The organism is Chryseobacterium sp. 2TAF14, assembly GCF_052115105.1.
Classification (GTDB): Bacteria; Bacteroidota; Bacteroidia; order Flavobacteriales; family Weeksellaceae; genus Chryseobacterium.
This window is the reverse complement of record NZ_JBFRGA010000033.1, coordinates 1-21386: the sequence shown is the minus strand read 5'-3', so window position 1 is coordinate 21386 and position 21386 is coordinate 1. Positions and strand designations below refer to the sequence as shown.

Here is a 21386-nt window from a genome sequence, read left to right as displayed (position 1 = left end):
TGGTTTATTTTTACCATTAAGAAAAATTAAGATGTTAAGATTATTAAGGTTAGCTTCGCTTTTAGTTTTTTTCTTGAGCTAAAATTTGTTTTTTATTTTTTTTTCGGTAAATGAAATAAATCCCGAAAACGCTCAACGCTATAAACAATCCGAAAGATAATAAAGAAATCCATTTTCCTTTCTCGATAACTTGCGGCTCAAAGATCATTTTAATTTGATGATTTCCGGCAGGAACACGTACTGCACGAAGTAAGTAATCGGCTTTGATGTAAGGAACTTCTTTTTCGTCAATAAAAACTTTCCAGCCATGTGGATAATAAATTTCAGAGAAAACGGCTAACTGCGGTGTTTTCGATTGAGATTTATAGTGCAGCTCATTGGCTTCGTATTTCGTTAAGTTAATAGTTGCAGTAGAATCGGGCGAAATATATTTGTCTCTGTTTAAAAACTGATCGCCATCTTCTTTACCGATTACTGCAATTTTTTTTKTGTCGACTTCTCCGATTAATTTCAGCTCTTCGTTTGGCGAATTGGCAACTTTAACATCTGAAACAAACCATGCATTTCCGTTTGCATTCGGATTGGGAACCACTTGCGGCTCTGCCGGATTTCCGAAGATCATGTATTTAGTATTCAGTAAATTCAGGATTTTTGGCGTTTTTACACTGTCAACTTTAGAAATATATTCATTAAGCAAATCATCATAACGTCTCAGTTTTACTGCATGATAACCTCCGATAGAAGATTTGAAATAAGAAGTATTTGTTTCACTAGTTGTTCCTAAAACCTGGTTGTAAATACGGTAATGTTTTTTATCGTTTTCAGCGATGGTTTCCAAAGTTTTATTAACAGGAATACTTGCTAAAATAGGCTGCAAATTAGGATTATCACCTACTTTTTCAGCAAGATAATCTGATCCTTCTGTCTGGAAAGGGTTTTCTGCAAAGATTTTATCGACATAATTATCATCATTTAAATAACGTTTGTTCACGGTCCAAAGATCAAATAAACTTACCAATCCGATGATTACTAAAGCAATATTTTGATTTAATTTTTGTTTTAAAGCAAAGAATAAAACGGTAGCAGTGATTCCCACATACAATAATGCTTTGATGGCATCAGTTCGGAACAATTTTAATCTGTCCTCAATAATTACATCTAAAATAAAATTTGGAATTTCCTTTTCTGCATCATTCGTAAAACCTAAAAGTGATTTTCCGAAAAGAATGAGAATTAGAGTTAAACCAAGAGTTCCGGCGGTTACATAAATTAAGATTTTCTTTTTGTACTCTTCAGTTAACTTTTGATCTGTAAAAAATTTATACAAACCGATAATTGCGATGAGAGGAAAAAGAAGTTCAACAACAACTAAAATAGACGATGGTGCTCTGAATTTGCTGTAAAACGGAACATAATCTATGAAGAAATCTGATAGCGGCATAAAGTTACTTCCCCAAGCCAATAAAACTGTCAAAATAGTTGCGCCTAAAATCCAGTAACGATATTTTTTTGAGGCAAAAAAGAATCCTAAAAGTGCAAGGAAGCAAACTACAGCTCCTTGATAAGCAGGTCCTGAAGTTCCGGGTTGATCGCCCCAATAAGGTGTTGTCTGTTGTACAATGCTTTGTACGCCTTGTTCAAGCTGGTTTTCATCATTTATTTGTCCAGCTAAAGATTCGCGTAATTTGTTTTCATAAGAATCTGAAAACTTTTCCTGACTTCCGCCTCCCATTAGTTTAGGGATAAAAAGATTAAGAGTTTCAAGTCTTCCGTAACTCCAATTCAAGATACTTTCTTTATCCATTCCTGTATTTCCGGCGGTATGGGTTTGGGTATTCAGAATTTGTTTTCCTCTTACCGTTTCTTTAATGTATTCGGAATTAGCCATGATTCTCTGGGAATTCATTCCAACTCCGATCACTAAAGCAGAACCTATAATTCCTGACGAAATCAGAAAATGTTTGATCGGAACTTTTTTGGTAATTGCTCTTACCAATTCAGAAATAAATAAAAATCCTAAACCTAAGAACAGGTAATATGTCATTTGCGGGTGGTTTGCCGCGACCTGCAATCCGAAGAAAAGGGTAGTGACAATAAATCCGATCACATATTTTTTGCGGATATAAACCAATAATATTCCGGCTAAAAGCGGTGCAAAATATTCGATTGTGTTTACTTTTCCGTTGTGTCCGGCTGCAATAATGATGTAAAAATAAGTGGAGAGCCCAAAAAATGTGGCTCCCAGAAGGGCGTATTTCCAGTTTCGGACAGCAACCATTCCTAAAAGGAAAAATCCTGAAAATAATAAAAACAGATAATTAACCGGTCTTGGCAGAATATTCAGGTAGCTGTCAACTTTTTTGATAATATCGCCTTCAAAACGGCTTCCCATCTGGTAAGTCGGCATTCCGCCAAACATAGAGTCGCTCCAGTAGGTTTCTTTGTCAAAGTTTTCTCTATAATCGATCAGCTCTTTTGCGCCACCGCGATATTGTACGATATCATGCTGGAAAAGCTGTTTTCCTGTAAAAACAGGAGTAGAATATAAAAATGCTAAAACTAAAAATGCAATTAAAGAAACTGCAATATAAATTAAGTTTTTGTTTTTTGCCATCTTGGTTATTAAGTAGGTTTTTTTATTTGATAAGGTGACTAAATGAAAGAAAATAGAATGAAGATAAAAGACTTACAAGCAAATAGTTAAAGTTGTAAAACATATCATTATCATATTTTCACAATACTTAAAGATTTTAAGTTTTTAAATTTACGCTTAATTTTTTTTAGATTAGAGTTTAGTAAATTGGTTTGAAGTACATGTTTTAATAAGCTAAAGTATTAAATATCAAACTATCAACAAACAACCAATAACCATCAACTATTTAATGTTACTTTTCTCTTTCACCTCTTCGTAGTCCACAGTTTCTGCGTCCCATTTTACTTTTTTCTCAATATTGGGTTTTGAGTTTTTTGTTTCCTGTTGCTGATTGTTATTGGGTCTGAAACCTGTGTATTTATAAAATTTATTAAAGAAAATTCTTTTTAAAATATTCCAGACAAAAAAAATAACAATGGTTGCGAGAACGATCTCAAAAATACCTTTTATGAAAGACATATATTTTTATTTAATAATTCAAAGTGTTTAAAATTTCAATTCTAAAATTTTCCGACACTCAAACCCTAAAACTTATTTAGACGAAGGGTTTACCATTACAGAAGAATTGGATACGCTTTTCATCGACTGAGACTGCTTCCCGTCTGAAATAGTTTCTACCTGAGTAGTTTTTACATTGATGTTCTGGTTGTTGATCCAGCCTGTATTTTGGTCAAACTTGATGGTTCCGTTTTGGGAAAGCTCACTGCTCATGCTGTGCGTCATTTCACCCTGAGATTTTTTCTCTTCTTTTTTAGGAATTCCGCCTGTGATGCCTATTTCTACAATCCCGTTTCCTGCACTTTTCAAGGTGTAGTTTGAAGTTACTTTAATTTTTCCTGCTTCATCAGCATTTTCAGAAGTGCTCCATTTATCACCGATTTTTGCTCCTTTTTTAGGAATTACCGAAAGGTTTTTTTCAAACTGATCTTTCAGTACTTTTTCGTTAAAGCTTTCTTTAAGACTTGCGACAACACTCGCTCTCTGATTGGCATCTTTAACGATATTTTTCAAAGCATCGGATATTTTTGTGTAAACAGCTTCAAACCCGGTGATAGAAATTACATTTCCTTTCGTATCCATTTTCATGTTCAGCTTATTTCCGGTAAGCGCTTTGTTTACATTCCAGATCATTTTCAGATCATCTTCTTTCGGGATCGGCAATTTTGTATCTACTACGACCGTTTTACCTTGTGCAGACTGAGAATTTCTTTTTCCGATCAGGTTGATGGTCATATCATAAACATTTCCTTTGATGTCGTTTACGGTAAAGCTCATTTCGTCGGTCGATTCGCTGGTTCCGGACATGGTTTTCCCTTGCGGATCGGTCATCGTTTTAGTATCTCGCTGATAGGTTGTCAAAGGATAGGTCTTTCCCTTTTCAAGCTTAAAAGTTTGTTTAAAAACTCCCAAAGAATCTTTGATTGCCGCATCTGCCTTTACTTCTTTTATAGAATCTGCAGGAACTTCTACGGTGATGGTTTTTCCGGTTTTAGGATCTACTTTTGTGATGGTTGCTGTTTCTTTTTTACATGAAACAAGGGCTATTGAGATAAGCGCTAATGCTGCTATATTTTTCATTGATTTTTTTTAAATGTTAAATTAAATTTTTGTGATTTTCTGTCTCATGGCTTCATATAAAATAGCTCCACAAGCTACAGAAACGTTCAAAGACTGGGTTTTTCCTTCGATCGGAAGTTTTATTTTCTCGTCTGAATGATGTAATACTTCTTTAGAAATTCCGGTTTCTTCATTCCCCATTACAATGGCACAAGGTTCAGTAAAATCAACGTCATATATCAATTTTTGTGCCTTTTCGGTTGCCGAAAATACTGCGATTCCGCTTTGCTGTAAGAAGTCTACAACGTGAGCCAAATTGGGTTCTTTACAGATTTTAATGTTGTACATCGCTCCGGCTGAAGTTTTTATCGCATCAGAATTTACCGGTGCGCCACCTTTTTCAGGAATTACAACCGCATCAATTCCTACACATTCTGCAGTTCTGCAGATTGCACCGAAATTTCTTACATCGGTTAACCGATCCAAAATTAAAATGAAAGGTGTTTTACCTTCTTCAAATAATTCCGGAATAATATTTTCAATTCTGTGAAACGGAACATCAGAAATAAAAGCCACCACACCTTGATGGTTTTTTCTGGTAAAGCGGTTAAGTTTTTCTACGGGAACGTAGTTGGGACGTATTTTATTTTTTGCTAAAATAGATTTCAGTTCTGCATAAATTTCTCCCTGCAATGCATTTTGTACAAAAATTTTGTCAATCGTTTTTCCAGCTTCAATAGCTTCTAATACGGGACGAAGCCCAAAAATAAAATCGTCTTTCATTGATTTGTCATAAAAATTATATGGTGAATGGTCAATCGTCAATTTTCTTCGAAATCAATTTCCAATGATGTGTAAAATTCACAATTGACTGTTGACTTGCGAAGCAAAATTCACAAAATGACTATCTTCCTTTTTCTCCTAAAATTGCCCGCTTCTGCGCCATAGCATAACCATAGTGTAGACTTTCGTGCATATTGTTAAAAATTATCGCATCCTGAATGCTCTTCAGATCCATCCCGAAACTTGTGGTGTAAGGCGTATAATCTGAAAAGAAATCGCTGTCGAAATCTTTCATTAAAGTTTTTGAAGTTTCGGTCAGTAAAAATTCAAGATCTTCCACTTCAGATTTTTGAACATTAAGATTCGGCAAAGTCCCTTTTTTGTACGTTTCGATCCAGTATTTATCTATTCTGAAAGGGTTTCCGCTCAGATAATAATGCAGCAGTTGCTGTGTAGCAACAGTGTGAGCAATATTCCAATAGATATTATTATTAAAACCATCCGGAATTAATAAAAGATCTTCATGAGAAGTGCCCTGAAGAATGTCTAAAAGGTTTTTTCTAATCTGTCGGTGAGCTTGAAAATGATAATTCATTTTACAATATTTTAATCGTCAAAAATAGTTTAATAAACTGAAAATGACAATTCTTGACGGAAGCAATGATTGAAAATTAATAGATTTTTATGAAATTAATGGTTTTGTTGAAATAAATTTGTTAAAAGACCGATTATTAACCTTATATTTAAGATAGAAGATTTAACAAACTTTAACTCAAATATGGCATTAATTGTGTTGATTAGTGCAAGTATTTATTAGAAATTTACCGATTATTTTAATTCAAACCAATGTCAGAATCATATCAAGCAGAAGACATCCGTCAATTGACCGAAAAGGTTAAAGAACAGAATTATTTCTTTAATCTTCTGAGGCAGGAAATCAACAAAGCAATTGTTGGTCAGCATTACATGATTGATCGGCTTTTGATCGGGCTTTTAGGTAACGGTCATATTTTGCTGGAAGGCGTTCCCGGTTTGGCAAAAACTTTAGCGATAAAGACTTTGGCAGAAGCCGTTCACGGCGAGTTTTCGAGAATTCAGTTTACACCGGATCTGCTTCCTGCGGATGTGGTGGGAACAATGATTTACAATATCAAAGAAAATGATTTTTCCATAAAAAGAGGTCCTGTTTTTGCAAATTTCGTTTTGGCAGATGAGATCAACAGAGCGCCTGCAAAAGTACAGTCGGCTCTTTTGGAAGTGATGCAGGAAAAACAGGTAACGATTGGTGACGAAACAATGCCTTTACCGAAACCTTTTTTGGTTTTAGCAACTCAAAACCCAATCGATCAGGAAGGAACTTATCTTTTACCTGAAGCACAAAGCGACCGTTTTATGCTGAAATGTAAAATAGATTATCCTGAATTTGAAGACGAAAGAAAAGTAATGAGAATGGTCTCAACTTCTCATCAGCCTGAAATTAAACAGGTGATTTCTTTGCAGAATATCGTTGAAGCAAAAGCAATTGTTAATCAGATTTATCTGGACGAAAAAATTGAAAAATACATTCTGGATATGGTTTTTGCAACCCGTTATCCTGAAAAATATGGTCTTTCTGAATTGAAAAACTATATCAGTTTCGGAGCATCTCCAAGAGCATCTATTAACTTAGCCATTGCTTCAAGAGCGTATGCATTTTTGAAAGGTAGAGCTTTTGTAATTCCTGAAGACGTAAAAGCTTTGGCACAGGATGTTTTAAGACACAGAATCGGACTTACTTTTGAAGCTGAAGCCGAAGAAATTACCTCTGAGGAAATTGTAAACAGAATTTTAGCGAAAATACAAGCACCTTAAAATATGATTGATAAATGATAATTGATGTTCGATATTGTTCATCATTTATCAATTATCAATTATCAATTATCAATGATTATTTATGCAGATAAAAGATATTGTAAAAAAAGTAAAGCAAATAGAAATCCGTACCAGAAGGAAGACGGAATCTGCTTTGATGGGACAATATCACAGTGCTTTTAAAGGACAGGGAATGACTTTTTCGGAAGTTCGTCCTTATCAGTTCGGAGATGAAATCCGCAGAATTGACTGGAATAAAACGGCTCGTTTCCGTGAACCTTTTGTAAAAGTAATGGAAGAGGAACGTGAACTGACGATGATGATTCTGGTAGATATTTCCGCATCGATGGATTATGGTACAAAAACTCAGCTCAAAAGAGAATATGTAGCAGAAATTGCAGCAAGTTTAGGCTTTTCTGCAGCCGGAAATAATGATAAAGTGGGATTGGTTTTATTTGCAGATAAAGTGTATAAAGTGATTCCGCCACAGAAAGGAAGGAAGCATGTATTGTCAATGATCAGCCATATTTTAACGGCAGAATATGTTCCTGCAGAATCAAAAATAGATAAAGCTTTAGAATATATGATGGGGATTTTTAAAAGGAAATCTCTTGTGTTTTTGCTTTCAGATTTTGAGGATGATTATGATTCTAAAATTCTGAGGGTTGCTTCTAAAAAACATCAGTTGTTGGGAATGAGAATTTATGATGAAAAAGATGACGAAATTCCGGATGTAGGTTATACTTTGTTGTACGATGCCGAAACAGGAAAGCAGGTCTGGGCAAATACTTCGAGTGCAAGATGGCGGTACACGTTTGCTGAAGCGCAAAAACAAAAACAGAGAAATCTGGAAGAAGATTTTGCCAATTCTTCAGCTGAATTTTTGAATATTAATACCGGAGAAGATTACTCAAAAATGTTATATAATTATTTTCAGAAAAAATAAATATTCAATAGGAGCGGACTTTAATCCGCTTCACATGATAAAATAGAAAATAGGCTTTAGCCAAAATTTAGTATTTAAATTGAAAAAAATATTCTTATTACTCTCATTTTTTATCTGTGTAAATTCTTTTTCACAGCTGCTTTCTTCTAAACTGGAGAAAACAACCCTTGCTTTGGGAGAAGTTAATCATTTAGTTATCAAAATAGATAATCTTAAAAGTCGCGCGGTGATTGCTGCGCCAAAAGACGAGCTATTGCCTTTTCATTTTGAAGAAATTTCAGACAGCATCAATATCAACGCAAATACATATGAAAGGAAAATAGAATTTGCTGTTTATGAAGAAGGTGTTTTTAAAATTCCTGAACTTGAATTTAAAGTGGGCGACAGGCTTTTAAAAACAATTCCTTACGAAATTGAGGTCATTAATACTGCGATGAAAGAAGACCAGATTAGTGACATTATGAGCAATAAGGAAGTTGATCTTGAGGTAAGTGATTATTGGGAGCTTTACAAATGGTATGTTTTCGCCGCAATTGCTTTTATCTGTTTAGTTGTTGCAATTGTAATGCTTGTGAAATACGGAAGGCGAAGCAAAGATTCGCCTGTTGTGGCAACCAATCAGACTTTAAAAGAATTAGATTCGTTAAAAAAGAAAAAATACATCGAAGAAGGAGATTACCGCTCTTTTTATGTGGAACTAATCGATATTTCCAGAAAATTTATTACCAAACAATACAGAATTCCTGCAGATATTTTACTGACAGATGATTTGATCGTTTTAATGAAAGAAAATAATACGATTTCGCAGGAAAACGAAAAAATTGTGGAAGAGGTTTTCTTGAGAGGAGATCTGGTGAAATTTGCCAAAACCTTTCCCGATGAAAAGTTGATGGAAAAAGATTTTACCGAAATACGGGACTTTGTGAAGCGCTCATCAAAGGATTTAGAATTTGAAAACCTGAGAAAAGATGTTTGATTTTGAATTTTACAGTCCTTGGTTTTTTCTTTTGTTTTTGGTGTTCATTCCGCTTTTATTCAGAGATTTAAGTCAGAAAAAAAGAAAGGGAATCAAAGTTCCCACCACCAAAAACATGTACAGCAGCAATGGTATTTTGCCTGTGCTTTTTTTGTTGAAGATCTCAAAATATATCATCCTTTCTGCTTTGATTATTGCAATGGCAAGACCGAGAACTTTTTCGGTTTCCCAAGACAGAGACGAGACAAAAGGAATCGATATCATGTTGGCTGTAGACGTTTCGCTGAGTATGTTGGCAAAAGATTTTGAGCCGGATCGTTACGATGTGCTGAAAAATATTGCAGTAGATTTTATCAATAAACGACCTAATGACCGGTTTGGTTTGGTAAAATATAAGATGGAAGCTTTTCTGAAAGTACCTTTAACATTTGACCATGATGCTGTAAAAGATGAAATTATAAACATGAATCAGCGTGAAATGGCAGATGGAACTTCTGTAGGAGACGGTTTGGCGGTTGCGGTGAATCACCTGATGAAAAGTAAGGCAAAAAGCAAAATCGTTATTTTAATGACTGACGGAGTAAACAGCCCGGTAAGAAATCTTTTTCCGCCGGAGCTTGCTGCTGTTCTTGCCAAAGATAATAATATCAAAGTTTATTGTATCGGGATTGGAACCAACGGCTATGCTTTAATGCCCGTTACTTATGATGAATTCGGGTATATTTATGATGAAAGAGAAGTATCTATTGATGAAAATATGCTGAGAGAAATTGCCGCAACTACCGATGGAAAATATTACAGAGCAGATTCTGAAAACAGATTGCAGGAGATTTATGCTGAAATCAATAAGCTTGAAAAAACAGATATTAATGTTTCTAAGTTGTATAATTATGATGAGCATTTTAAGCTTTTTCTCTGGATTGCTTTAGGAATGCTGGTTTTTGATGCTTTTCTACGTTGGATACTTTATAAATTTTTAAGCTGATGGATTGGTATTTAGGAAATAACTGGTATCTTTTGCTATTGCTGCTTTTGCCGCTTTTATCGTTTTTTCTGTTGCGCTATCTGCGTTGGAAAAAAAGAAAAAGAGAATTGTTTGCAGAATCAAAATTCCACGAAAGCTTATTTGAAAAGAATTCAGGATTTATAAAAATATTTCCGGTGCTTTATTTTCTGGCTGCACTTTTTTTGATATTTTCAATTATCGACCTTTTGAGCGGTGCTGAAAAAATAGAAACCAAACAAAAGATGAATAACGTAATGTTTGTTTTGGATGTTTCTAATTCTATGGATGCAGAAGATATTGATCCTGATCGTCTTACCCAGGCTAAAAATCTTATCATCAATACAATGCATGAATTGAAAAATGATAAAATAGGGATTGTTATTTTTGCAGGTGAAGCGGTTTCTATAATGCCTTTAACCACAGATTACAGTTCGGTAGAAAATTATATTTCAGATTTGCAAACCGGTAATATTACGATACAGGGAACAGATTTTCTTTTGGCTATGGAAACTACGGCAGCCAAATTTAAAAACATCAGCAAAGGTTCCAGAAAAGTAGTTTTGATAAGTGACGGCGAAGATAATGAAGGAAATGACAATGCCGCAATAAGACTGGCAAACAATCAAGGGATAACCATTACTTCTGTAGGAGTAGGAACTGATGAAGGAGCTCCTGTCCCGGTTTATAAATATGGACAGCTTATTGGGTATAAATTTGATCAGAACGGCGAAACCGTTATTTCTAAAAGACAAACCGAAGCTCTCAAAAAAATGGCAGAATCTACAGGCGGAACCTACATTGATGGAAATAATATGAATGACGCTCCTAAAAGAATTGCAGACGAGATCAATAAAAAAGTCTCAGAAAGCGTTACAACAGTGAGTTCTCAGAATGCCAATCATTATTACCAGTATTTTTTAGGTATTTCGATATTTTTCTTTTTAATGATTTTCCTGTTTAATCCTAAAAGAGATTTTAATATTTAAACCAAATATGCTTTTTTAAATAATACTTTAACCCAATTTTAACAAATAAGACGCTGTTTCTTAACATATAAAGGGATAATTTTGCAAGAGATGAATACTAAAATTGTATTTTTAGCGTTGATATTTGCTTTTTCGTTCTCAGGTATCGTATTTGGGCAGGAAAGTTATAAGACTTTAGTCTTTGAAGGCAACCAGAAATTTAATGCTAAAGACTATGATGGCGCTTCTTCAAAGTATATGGAAGCTATAAAATCAAACTCTGGTGATTTTACAGCGCATTATAATTTGGGAAATGCTCTGTATAAAAAGAAAATGTATCAGGAAGCGAAGGAAGAATATGCAAAAGCTGAAAAACTTTCTGAAACTTTACCCGATAAGGCAGCAACGCTTCATAATTTGGGAAATGCAATGATGCAGATGAATCAGCCCGATAAGGCAGCTGATTATTACAAACAATCTCTGAAACAGGATCCTTATAACGAGGCAACCAGAAAAAACTACGAGATTGCTAAGCTGAAGCAGAAGGAAAAACAAAGAAACGACAGCAAGAAAGACAAAAGCCCCGGTAAAAACGGAGGCGGAGATRATAAAAACAAAGGAGAGAAAGGAGATTCTAAAAATCAGCAACAGGATCAGGGTAACGGTCCTCAACAAGATAAAGGAGAGGATAGTAAACCCAAAGGTAAAGGCGGAGACGGAAAGCTTCCCAAAGAATTAGAAAAAGCCATCCTGGATAGTATAAATGGCAGAGAAAGAAAAACTGCCAAAAGAATTTTAGACGAAAAATCTTATTCAAAGCCGCAAAGCAACGAGAAAGATTGGTGATGACACAAAAATTTATTTACGCAATACTTACCCTTATATCTGTAATTTCTTACGGACAGGTACAACTGTCGATGAAATCTGATAAAACGGATTATAATGGCAGAGAAATCGTAAATCTTACCATTGTCTTAGAACTGAACGGGAATAATCTGGAGCAGAAAAGTAAAATCATGCTTCCCGATTTATCGAAGTTTAATATGATCGGAAGCGGATCTTTTAATCAGATCGTTAATGATTCCGAAACCAATACGGCAATCGATCAGTACATTACCAGGATTGCTCTGGAACCCAAACAGAAAGGCAAAATAAGAATTGGCTCTGTATTGGTAAACGTTAACAACAAAATCTATAAAACCGAACCTTTCGACATTTTCATAAGAGATATTGAGAAAAAACCAATAGCCAATATTGCCAATGATGTTTATCTCAATATGGAAATAGAAGACCGTGAAGTGTATCAGGATCAGCCTACAATTGCTGTTTTGCGTGTTTATTCCAGAAATATAGACAACCTTAGGAAAGTAAAAAATATAAAGCTTCCACATCAGGAAAACCTTAATGTACACCCGATCAGTTTAAAAAGATCAGAGATCGATCCTTCCGGTTATGCTAATATGGCATCGCAGGTTCTGGCTGTATTCATGGTGTTTCCCAACGAATCGGGCTACGTAGAAGTTCCTCCTGTTTCGGCTTCTGTAAATACTTTTTCTACTAAAAATAAAATAGCGTCCAATAAAGTAAAACTTAATGTAAAAAAACTCCCTGAAGGTTCACCGGAATCTTTCAAAGATGCGGTAGGTAACTTTAAAGTGGATGTTTATTGTTCAACAAAAGAAAAAATTGAAGCCAAAAAACCGGTTAATGTTACGGTAAAAGTTTCCGGTGAAGGTAATCTTTCCGACATGAGTCTTCCGAAAATTGAAGAATCCCCCGATTATGAAATTTTTGCACCAAAGATTACGTCGCATGTAAATGCTGGTCTTACAGGAATGAAAGGCGAGATTTTAGCCAAATATATTTTAATTCCTAAAAAAGCGGGTGAACTGACCATTACGACAGAACCTTTTGCTTTCTTCAATCCTGCCGAAAAAGAATATGTAAATCTTGGCCAGGAAAAATTGGGCTTAACTGCTTTTTCACACGATCAGGTTTTAGAAGCAAGATCAACCGTAGAAAAAGTAAATGATTATACCAATACTTTGCTTGAGACGGTAGACAGCCCGGTTCTGAAAACCACCTCATTTAAAGTTAAAGAAAAAAGTAAATTCAACTGGAATGTGCTTTTTGTAAATATTGCCATATTAATTGCTTTGTTTATCGCCTATATGCTGTTTAGATATTGGCAAAAAAAACAAAATATAATTAAAGAAAAACCAAGCCAAAAACCTTTGGGATCTGTTGCAGAAACAGAAAGAGAAATAAGAGAAAGCTTGAAAACCGACATCAGCGATTATTTTGCTTACCTTGAAAACCTGAAAATTTCAGGTGATTATCCTAAGTTTTTTGAGACTTTCGAGGAAATGGATGCGGAAGTTAGAAGCCAGTATTTCCAAAGCTCTAAAGCAGATTTTAAAGTATTTCTGGAAAGGCATAACGGCAGCTCTGTTGCTGAAAGTTATCAGGAATTATTGCAGAAAGTTCAGATCGAAAAATATTCTCCCATCACCTCAGAAGATTCTTTAAATGATCTGTTAAACGATATTGTTAAATTATATTCCGTTATTAGTAAATAATCATTTTTTATTTATATTTTTGCGAAATTAATAATCGTAAGAAATGGAGGTTTTCAACAGTTTTTCTTTTAAAGAAGTTATTACCTGTTTTATGGTACTTTTTGCGGTCATCGACATCATCGGTTCGGTTCCGATTGTGGTGAGCCTGCAACAGAAATTCGGGCAGATCGAAGCCGGAAAAGCATCAATTACGGCAGGATTGATTATGATTGTTTTTCTTTTTGTAGGAAACAAGATCCTGAAATTTATCGGGGTAGATGTCAATTCTTTTGCCATTGCGGGTGCTTTTGTCATTTTTGTGATTGCGCTTGAAATGATTTTAGGAATTGAGATCAACAAAACGACCGAAGCAAAATCTGCCTCAATCGTTCCGATTGCATTTCCTTTGGTAGCGGGAGCCGGAACTTTAACCACCACTTTGTCTTTAAGAGCAGAGTTTCATGATATTAACATCATTTGTGGGATCATTCTCAATACAATTTTCGTATATTTGGTGCTGAAATCTGCGAAGTGGATCGAGAAGAAAAGTGCAGAATTATATAAATTTTTAGATCATGCAGAAGTTTTATAAAGTATTTTTGGTAGTGTTTATCGTAATTATAGCTATTAATGGCTATGCGTTAAGCAGAAATCTAGGGGTTGAACTTACCTCAGAAGACAATATGAAGTTTTTAATCTCAATCGGGTGTGGATTATTAGGAATAGCTTTGCTTTTCATCCTCAATACATGGAGCAAAATAGGCGCAAAGAAGTAATTCTTTTTACATTAAAATATAAAACCTCTTTCAAAACGAAAGAGGTTTTTTGTCGGTTTAATATTTACTTTTATCAATGAATTATAACCAGATTCTTCAGTACCGCTTCAGATTTAAGCTCTGTCTCATTCCATTCTTTTTCGGGGTTGCTTTGAGCGGTAATTCCTCCTCCGACAAAGAGATGAACCGAGTTTTTGTATAATCTTGAGCAGCGTAAATTCACGAAATATTGAATGTAATCTTCTGTCTCAATTTTGATGTAACCGGCATATAATTCACGCGGAAACTTTTCAATCTTTTCAATCTTTTCTTTACAAAAATCTTTAGGAATCCCGCAAACTGCAGGAGTAGGATGAAGTTCTCGAATGATTGAATCTAAATCTTCAGGATTGATCTTTATTTTAAAATCGGTTTTTAAATGCTTGATGTTTCCGGAAATATGATCGTAAGTTCCCGATTCCTGAATTGAGTTGGAACCGTTGTATTTCTCTAAAATATTTCTGATGTAAGATGAAACAGGCTTCTGCTCTTCAATCTCCTTTTCAGTCCATTCTTCAGCAACGGGAATTGTTCCGGCGATGCTCATCGTTTCAAACTCATGAGTTGATTTGTTGAATTTTCCTAAAACCTCAGAAAAAGCACCCATCCATGAAGTTTTGCTATCAAAAAATATATATTTGAACGCATTAGGATAATTTCTGCAAAGATTGTTGAAGCTTTCTTTTAAATCGATTTCGGTAAAATCTGTAAAAATTTTCCTTCTGGAAAGTACCAGTTTCGGAAGGTCATTTTCTTTGATAATTTCAATTACTTCTTCCAGTTTTTGCAGATATTCTTCTTTGTTTTCTGCAACAAACCTGGTTTCATCTTTGGGTAAAATTTCTGAGCTGATCTTTACATTTTGAAATTCTGACAAGTCTTTTTCAACAACTTTTCCGGCAATTTCAATATTTTCAGTGTTGTTAAATGAATGAAACTTTATTGAATTGACTGGAAAATTTTCGTCTGTAGAATAGAGTTTTTCGTCAAAAGGAAATTTGAAATAGATCATAATTTTGAATCTTTCAGAAAACCATTATCTGGAAATAAAATAAGAGATTCCCAGATTGATTTTTCTTTCAGCAAAGGTATTATTAGTCTTAAAAATGTCAAAATCAAATGAAGAGTTTTTTAACGAAAGATTGTTGATTTTATAGTATTGATATTCTGCATCGATCAGGAATCTACCGAAAATTCGATATTGCAGTCCAAATGAAAACCCGAAATTTATCTGATTGCTTTTAAAATCATCCAGTTTATTCAGAACATTATTTTCAGGAACCAGAAACTGCATTTTATAATTGTTTTTATTCACTAAAAATCCGGCAAAAGGACACAGATTTTTCCATTCATAAATTGCTTTTATCTGAAAAACGTATTCAGAATGTTTATTGATGAATCTCTGAAAAAGCAAAGGTTGATTGTCTTCCGTAAAATAATATCCGTCGAGATAGGTTTCTTCTTTATTTGTATCCAGATCAAATGTAGAATTCCAGCGGGAAATATTTGCGGAAAGCATCAGTGAAAAATTAGGATGAATAATGCTTTTCGAAATCCATATTCCGAAATTTTGCCCGAACTGCTGGTTTTTTTCGGACAAAGTTTCTGCCCAGCTTGCTTTTTTAAAACCAATTCCGACCTGAATTCCGTATTGAAATTTTCTGGAATTCAGAGTTTTTATTTTTTCTTCAAGCTCTTCTTTATCAATATTTTGATTGATTTCATTAATTTCTTTTTCCTGAATTTTGAAAGTAGAAAAAACAAGGTTTCCGGGTTTTAGTTTTATTGGCTTTTCAATATAAATCGTGTCATAAATAATTACCTTTTCATACACATAAATGGTGTCTGTTTTTTTGCGCTGGGCGAATGCAGAACTAATGATTATGACCGAAAAAAGCAAAAATATTTTTCTTAAAAGCATGGTTGGTTTAGTTTTATCGCTCTATAAAAACAGTGTCTCTCTGAATGATTTTTTTTACCACAATCACTTTGTGAGAAACGGTTTCGGCAGAATCTTTTTTGGTAACAGGCTTTGAAGATACTAAGTTTTTTGTTTTGATGGATTTTTTTTCCGATTTTAAATTTTCTTTGGTTTCCGAAACTGATTTCCGAGCTATTTTTATATTTTCTAAACCATCATCTGAAAGTATTTTCTTATTGGTTTTTGGTTTCTTCTGATCGGCTTTCGCTGTATTTTTTTCGGATCTAAAATCTGGAATATCTGAATTAAATCTTTGTGTAAAAGAATTTTTAGGATTAAAAAATAAAATAAATCACACAATAATAATGAAGAAAGTAGTTCCTATTAAAGCTTTCTCTTTCCAGAAATTTCGGCCTGATGAAAACGAAATTGTATTTGAACTTATATCAGAAGGAATTTCAAAGTTTTTGGATGGCGAAATGGTAAAATCTGAAAATTTATTTTGAAAATTCTGAGCCCACAGCAATCCTCCAAATCCGAAAAAAACGAAAAGCTGTGCCGTCTTGTTTTTAGGAGTTTCGTTGTTTACGAAATGGGTAACCAAATAGTTCTGGATCGATTTTTTAGCCCGCATCAAATGAGATTTTGAAGTATTGACCGGAATTTCTAGAAGGCTTGAAATTTCTGCGTGAGAATAGTTTTCGATGTAATATAAATTGAAAACCGATTTGTGATGCGAAGGCAGACTGTCAATCGACTGCAGCAGCTCATCTCTTGTAAAATCGTAGGCAAAAATGTGTTTTTTTTCGTCAATTGCAGAGGTCGTCATTTCGGTAAATGTATTATCTGGGATTTCTGATGGTTCGGTTGTGATAAAGGTATCTTTACTGGTTTTCCGTATGAATTGCAATGCGTTGTTGATGACAATTTTTTTGAGCCAGCCAAAAATTGCTTTCTCATCTTTCAACTGATGGTTTTTCTGAATCGCCATTATAAAACTATCCTGCACAATATCTTCCGCATTCTGAAGATCTGCGATATATCTGCGACAAATCCCCAAAAGTTTTGGGGAATGGTCGAGGTAGATTTTTTGCCAGTTGAGGTTTTGCATTTTAGTTTTGAACTACAAAAATTGAATTGAAACAACCTCTAGTTATATCGGGAAGAGTTAATGCTTCAACATTATTAATATAAAACTTAACTGATTTTCCTCCAATATCTGTATTGTACCTTGTCATATATATATTCTGATCTTTTGCTAAGAAAAGTCCTATCTTGTTGAAATTATTTGGATCTGATATTTGTACTAGATTATTGTTTTTAAAGTAAAAATTATTACCAATATAATATTTATCTGAATCTTCCCAAGCCATATCAGTAATGTTACTTTGAGGTAAATTGGATGGAAAAACTAAATTGTTGCCTGTAATTAGATTCTTTACAAAAATATTATTAACTAAACTCTGGTCTTCTGATATTAAGTATATTCCGGAATTGTCTGATAAAAAGTATTTTGATTTTTGATTTGATTGAAGATAATGATAGATGTTATTTTTATAATACCCTAAATCCCAAGTTGATGAGCCTGAATTGTAATTGAAGTTTCTACGAGTAGTTATGTACATATCATTATTAAAAAAACCAATACATCCAAACATTACAGGGTTTGCGGAAGAGAAAGATTCCAAAACTGTTTTAACTCCATTTTTCCAATAGCAAAATTGAAATAAATCAGCAGAAGATATTGGGTTAGGATTTCTTATAATTCCTGAAAAGTAAATGTCTCCATTATGAATGGTAAGACTATTCCATATTTCAAGATTATTGGGAAAATTTAGTGTATTTGGAGCAACATTTAAATATTCAGCAACATTATGCTTAACCCCATTTTTCCAAAAGTACCACGCTGGTATTGCATGATTTCCCCCAAGAACACTAATATTATTTGCCAACATATAAACATCTCCGTTGTTTTCAACCTTAATTTGTGTTCCTATTAAATTTTCTCCTCCTGGTAAGGCAATTTTTTGCCCGTTTTTCCAATAACAAGCATCAAATTCATCAACACCTCCTACATACACATCATACGAAGCATTCTTTTGCTCAAGTCCTTCATCCAAATTATTTTCACGGCAAGAAAATACAAAGGTTAACAATAAAATAAAAGGTAAAATTAAATTTCTCATAGTTTTTCTTTTCTTATAAGATGGTGAAATGTAAAAAGGTTGCAGCAAATTTTAATTGAATATGACTGGTTTTAAAATTTTAGGGATTTTCACAATGTGATAAGGTTGTGTAACGACTGTTGTTACGTTTCCTTGAAGGAGTTTTTCTACATCAACCTCGATGTTTTGTGAAGTTTCATCAACGGTCATAATATCAACAGAATGACCTCCGTTTGGATAAACGGCATCAACTACAAGAATAAGCATAAACTGGTTAAAATCGATATTGGTTTCTGTAAAACCCGAAGATGGATGATTATTCGGGCCGTCAATTTGATTTAAGAAATTATTCCATTGAGTAGAATTTGTAATGGCAGTGTTTTGCGGTGTGGCATACGTTCCCAAAAAGTTTCCTTTTCCGATCAACTGAAAGTTAATTTGATTTTTTTCTTCAATAGTTTCATCATTATCGCGACAAGAGATTGCTATAAAAAAGATGGAACATAGCAAAAGAAGTAAATGTTTTTTCATGATGTATAAATTTAGGGGTTTCTTTATATATGATGAAAAAAAATAAAAAGGTTGCAGTAAGGAGATAAAAAAAGACCCAAAATTTTGAGCCTTTAGTTTATTTTATAAAAATGATTATCGGTTGATAATATTATTGGTCATCGTTGTATGGTTGATAAGCTGACTTTTTTCATCACGGATTTCAATCTCTGATACATGCATCGTCTTTCCTTTTCTGATGAATCTTGCTACTGCCGTTACAATGCCGTCTTTTTTACTTCGCAGATGGTTAGAATTGATATTGGTTCCCACCCCGAAATATTTGCTGCCGTCAATAAAAATATTTGAAAGGCTCGAACCCATGGTTTCTGCTAAGACACAGCTTGCTCCGCCGTGCATAATTCCGAAAGGTTGATGAATACTTGGTGTAACGGGCATGGTTGCAGTCAGAGTTTCATTTTCCAGATCAATATCGATGAATTGTATGTCGAGAGTTTTTGCAAAAGTTTCGTCACCCCAATTGTTGATGAATTCTAATATTTCTGCCTTGCTTTTATCTTTGATGTACATGTTTCTTTATGAGTAATAAGTAATGGGTAACAAGTAATTTTTTTAAGTAAAAAGTAAAAAGTAAAAAGTAATTTTGCTCCTAATTCCTAATTCCTAATTCCTAATTCCTAATTTCCTCCCCTTCATTCCCCATAATATTGGGATTCCAGTTTGCCTGAATTTTAGGAACGATGTTATTTTTTATGTAATAATCCTGAATTTCCTTCATAATTTCAGCGAAGCTTGCCGTTTCCAGTTTTTCGTAAGGAATCTGGTAACCTAAATAAACGATTTTTCTTTTGAAATCACCGGCTGCCAAAACAATAGGAACTTTTGCTGCCAAAGCCATATGATAAAAACCTTTTCTCCATTTCGGAACCCAGCTTCTTGTTCCTTCAGGAGTAATTACCAAACTGAAATCTTCTTTTTTAAACTCATTGGCTACAAAATTAATCAGATCGTTTTTCTGGCTTCTGTCGATGCCGATCCCGCCCAAACCTCTTACTACTGAGCCGTACCATGCTTTTGTGTGAGCATCTTTGATGATGATTTTCAGTTTTTTTCCTAATTTCCAATAGGCTAAATTTCCTAACAGATATTCCATATTGTGGGTATGCGGTGCTACAACGAGAATGCAGCGGTCGAGATTGTTGATATCGCCTTGCAAAACAACTTTCCAACCCAGAATTTTTAACATCAGACTGCCTATCAGTTTTTTCATATATTTTATATTTAAAACAAAAAAGTATAACCAAACTTTGGTTATACTCTACAAATATATTGAAATATTGTTGCTCTTAAAACAAACTGCTAATTAAATCTGCGATTTTCACTGCAATTTCTAAAACTATTTGTACCATGGTTTAAATTTTTTTCGTGTTTGTTTTTATGGAATTTGAATAAACAAATATAAAACTTTTTTTTGATATAAAATATTTTTTTAGAAAAATATTTGTCTGTTTCTGAGAGTAGAAGAGTGTGAATTTCAAACGGTTGCTTTTCATTCACACCTTCCGTCACTCTCTGAGGGTTGAATTATTTGGTTTTAATCGAAAATTCTTTTTGTCCGTCTTTTATTTTAATGTCTACATCTTTCATTTTATCAATATTCATCTTCATGGTATCCATTATCTTTTTTGCCTCATCTTTTTGGTATTTTTTCCCGTTGATGATGATGCTGTCTTTCTCGTTATCGTCGTATTCTATCGTAGAACCGTTGATTGATATTTTATTTTTTTCGATGCTGATGTTTCCGTTTTCGTCATTACTGTCGTTATCTTCATCGTTGTCGTTTATCCCGTTTCCGTCAGAATCACCGTCGATATTGATGCTGTCTTTCAATGAAAATACCACTGCACTTTTAGGAATTACCAGCTCATAATCGATATGATAATCTCTGTTTCTGTGATCGTAAGGATATTTAATATAATTCGGCAATAATATTTTATTATCAACAATTTCAACCGGAACACTTACATTTAGCGGAATATTATAACCTTTTGCATCTTTTTTAATGATTAAATAAGGAGTTTTAATATTGTCTTTTCTCGTTACTTCTACATAGATATGATCTCTGTTGTACACCGATTTTTTATCAGAATAAAGATCATCATCATACCCTGTAAAGTTCTGCGGAATGGTGATTTGTTTTACATCTAAATAAATACTGTCTGRAGTTGTATTGATCGCAATCTCCTCTGTATCTTCTTTGTGACCTTGGTAGATCATTTCTCTTTTTGCCATGCTCACTCCGAAGAATGTTCCTAAGCCAATCACTGTTAAAAATAAAGCTCCTAGAACCCAGCCGATATTTCTCAATTTCGTTTTTGGCGAGAAAATTTTAATGCTCAAAATGCTGAATAAAATAGCAGGAATTAAAGATCCAACAATGATGATTGCTGCTAAAACGTTGTATAAACCGTCGTCATCAAAATAAAATTTCATTTCATTGGCTCCGGGAAAATTTGAATCAATTCCAAATAACCCAAATACTACGAATACTCCTATAATACTGCTTACCGCCATCATTGCAAAGAATACTCCGATGATGTATTTCAAAACATTCCAGACTCCGCTCCCTGCATTGTTGATGTAAGGTTTGTTTTCTGTATAGATTTCTCCCGCTCTTGTT

20 protein-coding genes and 1 pseudogene are annotated in these 21386 nt (G+C 34.0%); 8 read left to right on the top strand and 13 right to left on the bottom strand.

Going from position 1 to position 21386, the window contains the following annotated elements; genetic code table 11:
* Window positions 1-61: 61 nt before the first annotated feature.
* From AB4Y90_RS06030 to AB4Y90_RS06010, 5 genes are all read right to left on the bottom strand, one after another.
* Window positions 62-2614 carry a YfhO family protein gene (locus AB4Y90_RS06030; RefSeq protein ID WP_441556523.1) on the bottom strand — a complete coding sequence of 851 codons (2553 nt, stop codon included), beginning with the start codon at window positions 2612-2614 and terminating at the stop codon, window positions 62-64.
* A 261-nt stretch (window positions 2615-2875) separates the two neighbouring features.
* Complete coding sequence (locus tag AB4Y90_RS06025) at window positions 2876-3112, bottom strand: hypothetical protein (RefSeq protein WP_441556522.1); 237 nt, start codon at window positions 3110-3112, stop codon at window positions 2876-2878.
* A gap of 72 nt (window positions 3113-3184) precedes the next feature.
* The gene (locus AB4Y90_RS06020) at window positions 3185-4231 is read right to left on the bottom strand and encodes a DUF6263 family protein (RefSeq protein WP_441556521.1); all 1047 of its coding nucleotides are present in this window, start codon (window positions 4229-4231) and stop codon (window positions 3185-3187) included.
* A 21-nt stretch (window positions 4232-4252) separates the two neighbouring features.
* Window positions 4253-4993 (bottom strand): 23S rRNA (guanosine(2251)-2'-O)-methyltransferase RlmB, encoded by a 741-nt coding sequence (gene rlmB, locus AB4Y90_RS06015; RefSeq protein WP_441556520.1) that lies wholly within the window; start codon window positions 4991-4993, stop codon window positions 4253-4255.
* A gap of 121 nt (window positions 4994-5114) precedes the next feature.
* On the bottom strand, window positions 5115-5588 hold the full coding sequence (locus tag AB4Y90_RS06010; RefSeq protein ID WP_441556519.1) for a DinB family protein: 474 nt from the start codon (window positions 5586-5588) through the stop codon (window positions 5115-5117).
* Window positions 5589-5839: 251 nt separating this feature from the next.
* Between AB4Y90_RS06010 and AB4Y90_RS06005 the strand changes: the two genes are divergently transcribed.
* From AB4Y90_RS06005 to AB4Y90_RS05970, 8 genes are all read left to right on the top strand, one after another.
* The gene (locus AB4Y90_RS06005) at window positions 5840-6844 is read left to right on the top strand and encodes an AAA family ATPase (RefSeq protein ID WP_441556518.1); all 1005 of its coding nucleotides are present in this window, start codon (window positions 5840-5842) and stop codon (window positions 6842-6844) included.
* Between the two features lie 82 nt (window positions 6845-6926).
* The gene (locus tag AB4Y90_RS06000) at window positions 6927-7790 is read left to right on the top strand and encodes a DUF58 domain-containing protein (RefSeq protein WP_441556517.1); all 864 of its coding nucleotides are present in this window, start codon (window positions 6927-6929) and stop codon (window positions 7788-7790) included.
* 79 nt (window positions 7791-7869) lie between these two features.
* A complete protein-coding gene (locus AB4Y90_RS05995; protein ID WP_441556516.1) occupies window positions 7870-8766 on the top strand; it encodes a BatD family protein in 897 nt (298 codons plus the stop codon).
* Window positions 8759-9751, top strand: a complete 993-nt coding sequence (locus AB4Y90_RS05990) for a vWA domain-containing protein (protein ID WP_441556515.1) — start codon at window positions 8759-8761, stop codon at window positions 9749-9751. Before AB4Y90_RS05995 ends, AB4Y90_RS05990 begins: the two co-directional genes overlap by 8 nt.
* The gene (locus tag AB4Y90_RS05985; RefSeq protein WP_441556514.1) at window positions 9751-10758 is read left to right on the top strand and encodes a vWA domain-containing protein; all 1008 of its coding nucleotides are present in this window, start codon (window positions 9751-9753) and stop codon (window positions 10756-10758) included. The genes AB4Y90_RS05990 and AB4Y90_RS05985 overlap by 1 nt, the downstream gene beginning before the upstream one ends.
* A 90-nt stretch (window positions 10759-10848) precedes the next feature.
* Complete coding sequence (locus AB4Y90_RS05980) at window positions 10849-11583, top strand: tetratricopeptide repeat protein (RefSeq protein WP_441556513.1); 735 nt, start codon at window positions 10849-10851, stop codon at window positions 11581-11583.
* Window positions 11583-13316: a BatD family protein gene (locus tag AB4Y90_RS05975; RefSeq protein ID WP_441556512.1), complete on the top strand. Its 1734-nt coding sequence runs from the start codon at window positions 11583-11585 to the stop codon at window positions 13314-13316. Before AB4Y90_RS05980 ends, AB4Y90_RS05975 begins: the two co-directional genes overlap by 1 nt.
* 43 nt (window positions 13317-13359) lie before the next feature.
* A complete protein-coding gene (locus AB4Y90_RS05970) occupies window positions 13360-13887 on the top strand; it encodes a MarC family protein (RefSeq protein ID WP_441556511.1) in 528 nt (175 codons plus the stop codon).
* A 257-nt stretch (window positions 13888-14144) separates the two neighbouring features.
* Here the strand turns inward: AB4Y90_RS05970 and AB4Y90_RS05965 are convergent, their stop codons facing one another.
* The 8 genes and pseudogenes from AB4Y90_RS05965 to AB4Y90_RS05930 form a co-directional block, all read right to left on the bottom strand.
* Window positions 14145-15122 carry a chorismate-binding protein gene (locus AB4Y90_RS05965; RefSeq protein ID WP_441556510.1) on the bottom strand — a complete coding sequence of 326 codons (978 nt, stop codon included), beginning with the start codon at window positions 15120-15122 and terminating at the stop codon, window positions 14145-14147.
* Between the two features lie 24 nt (window positions 15123-15146).
* Window positions 15147-16031 carry a hypothetical protein gene (locus AB4Y90_RS05960; RefSeq protein ID WP_441556509.1) on the bottom strand — a complete coding sequence of 295 codons (885 nt, stop codon included), beginning with the start codon at window positions 16029-16031 and terminating at the stop codon, window positions 15147-15149.
* Between the two features lie 352 nt (window positions 16032-16383).
* Window positions 16384-17142: an RNA polymerase sigma factor gene (locus AB4Y90_RS05955; RefSeq protein ID WP_441556508.1), complete on the bottom strand. Its 759-nt coding sequence runs from the start codon at window positions 17140-17142 to the stop codon at window positions 16384-16386.
* 1 nt (window position 17143) lies between these two features.
* Complete coding sequence (locus tag AB4Y90_RS05950; protein ID WP_441556507.1) at window positions 17144-18217, bottom strand: hypothetical protein; 1074 nt, start codon at window positions 18215-18217, stop codon at window positions 17144-17146.
* A gap of 51 nt (window positions 18218-18268) precedes the next feature.
* Window positions 18269-18727: a protease complex subunit PrcB family protein gene (locus tag AB4Y90_RS05945; protein ID WP_441556506.1), complete on the bottom strand. Its 459-nt coding sequence runs from the start codon at window positions 18725-18727 to the stop codon at window positions 18269-18271.
* A 114-nt stretch (window positions 18728-18841) separates the two neighbouring features.
* On the bottom strand, window positions 18842-19276 hold the full coding sequence (locus AB4Y90_RS05940) for a PaaI family thioesterase (protein ID WP_441556505.1): 435 nt from the start codon (window positions 19274-19276) through the stop codon (window positions 18842-18844).
* 100 nt (window positions 19277-19376) lie between these two features.
* Window positions 19377-19976 carry a 1-acyl-sn-glycerol-3-phosphate acyltransferase gene (locus AB4Y90_RS05935; RefSeq protein ID WP_441556504.1) on the bottom strand — a complete coding sequence of 200 codons (600 nt, stop codon included), beginning with the start codon at window positions 19974-19976 and terminating at the stop codon, window positions 19377-19379.
* A gap of 314 nt (window positions 19977-20290) precedes the next feature.
* Window positions 20291-21386 (bottom strand): annotated as a pseudogene (locus AB4Y90_RS05930) (PspC domain-containing protein); the annotation flags it as partial.

Coding starts and splice junctions, on each gene's coding strand:
- AB4Y90_RS06025 (WP_441556522.1), bottom strand. CDS start 3,112: ATGTCTTTCATAAAAGGTATTTTTGAGATCGTTCTCGCAACCATTGTT.
- AB4Y90_RS06020 (WP_441556521.1), bottom strand. CDS start 4,231: ATGAAAAATATAGCAGCATTAGCGCTTATCTCAATAGCCCTTGTTTCA.
- rlmB (WP_441556520.1), bottom strand. CDS start 4,993: ATGAAAGACGATTTTATTTTTGGGCTTCGTCCCGTATTAGAAGCTATT.
- AB4Y90_RS06010 (WP_441556519.1), bottom strand. CDS start 5,588: ATGAATTATCATTTTCAAGCTCACCGACAGATTAGAAAAAACCTTTTA.
- AB4Y90_RS06005 (WP_441556518.1), top strand. CDS start 5,840: ATGTCAGAATCATATCAAGCAGAAGACATCCGTCAATTGACCGAAAAG.
- AB4Y90_RS06000 (WP_441556517.1), top strand. CDS start 6,927: ATGCAGATAAAAGATATTGTAAAAAAAGTAAAGCAAATAGAAATCCGT.
- AB4Y90_RS05990 (WP_441556515.1), top strand. CDS start 8,759: ATGTTTGATTTTGAATTTTACAGTCCTTGGTTTTTTCTTTTGTTTTTG.
- AB4Y90_RS05985 (WP_441556514.1), top strand. CDS start 9,751: ATGGATTGGTATTTAGGAAATAACTGGTATCTTTTGCTATTGCTGCTT.
- AB4Y90_RS05975 (WP_441556512.1), top strand. CDS start 11,583: ATGACACAAAAATTTATTTACGCAATACTTACCCTTATATCTGTAATT.
- AB4Y90_RS05970 (WP_441556511.1), top strand. CDS start 13,360: ATGGAGGTTTTCAACAGTTTTTCTTTTAAAGAAGTTATTACCTGTTTT.
- AB4Y90_RS05965 (WP_441556510.1), bottom strand. CDS start 15,122: ATGATCTATTTCAAATTTCCTTTTGACGAAAAACTCTATTCTACAGAC.
- AB4Y90_RS05960 (WP_441556509.1), bottom strand. CDS start 16,031: ATGCTTTTAAGAAAAATATTTTTGCTTTTTTCGGTCATAATCATTAGT.
- AB4Y90_RS05955 (WP_441556508.1), bottom strand. CDS start 17,142: ATGCAAAACCTCAACTGGCAAAAAATCTACCTCGACCATTCCCCAAAA.
- AB4Y90_RS05950 (WP_441556507.1), bottom strand. CDS start 18,217: ATGAGAAATTTAATTTTACCTTTTATTTTATTGTTAACCTTTGTATTT.
- AB4Y90_RS05945 (WP_441556506.1), bottom strand. CDS start 18,727: ATGAAAAAACATTTACTTCTTTTGCTATGTTCCATCTTTTTTATAGCA.
- AB4Y90_RS05940 (WP_441556505.1), bottom strand. CDS start 19,276: ATGTACATCAAAGATAAAAGCAAGGCAGAAATATTAGAATTCATCAAC.
- AB4Y90_RS05935 (WP_441556504.1), bottom strand. CDS start 19,976: ATGAAAAAACTGATAGGCAGTCTGATGTTAAAAATTCTGGGTTGGAAA.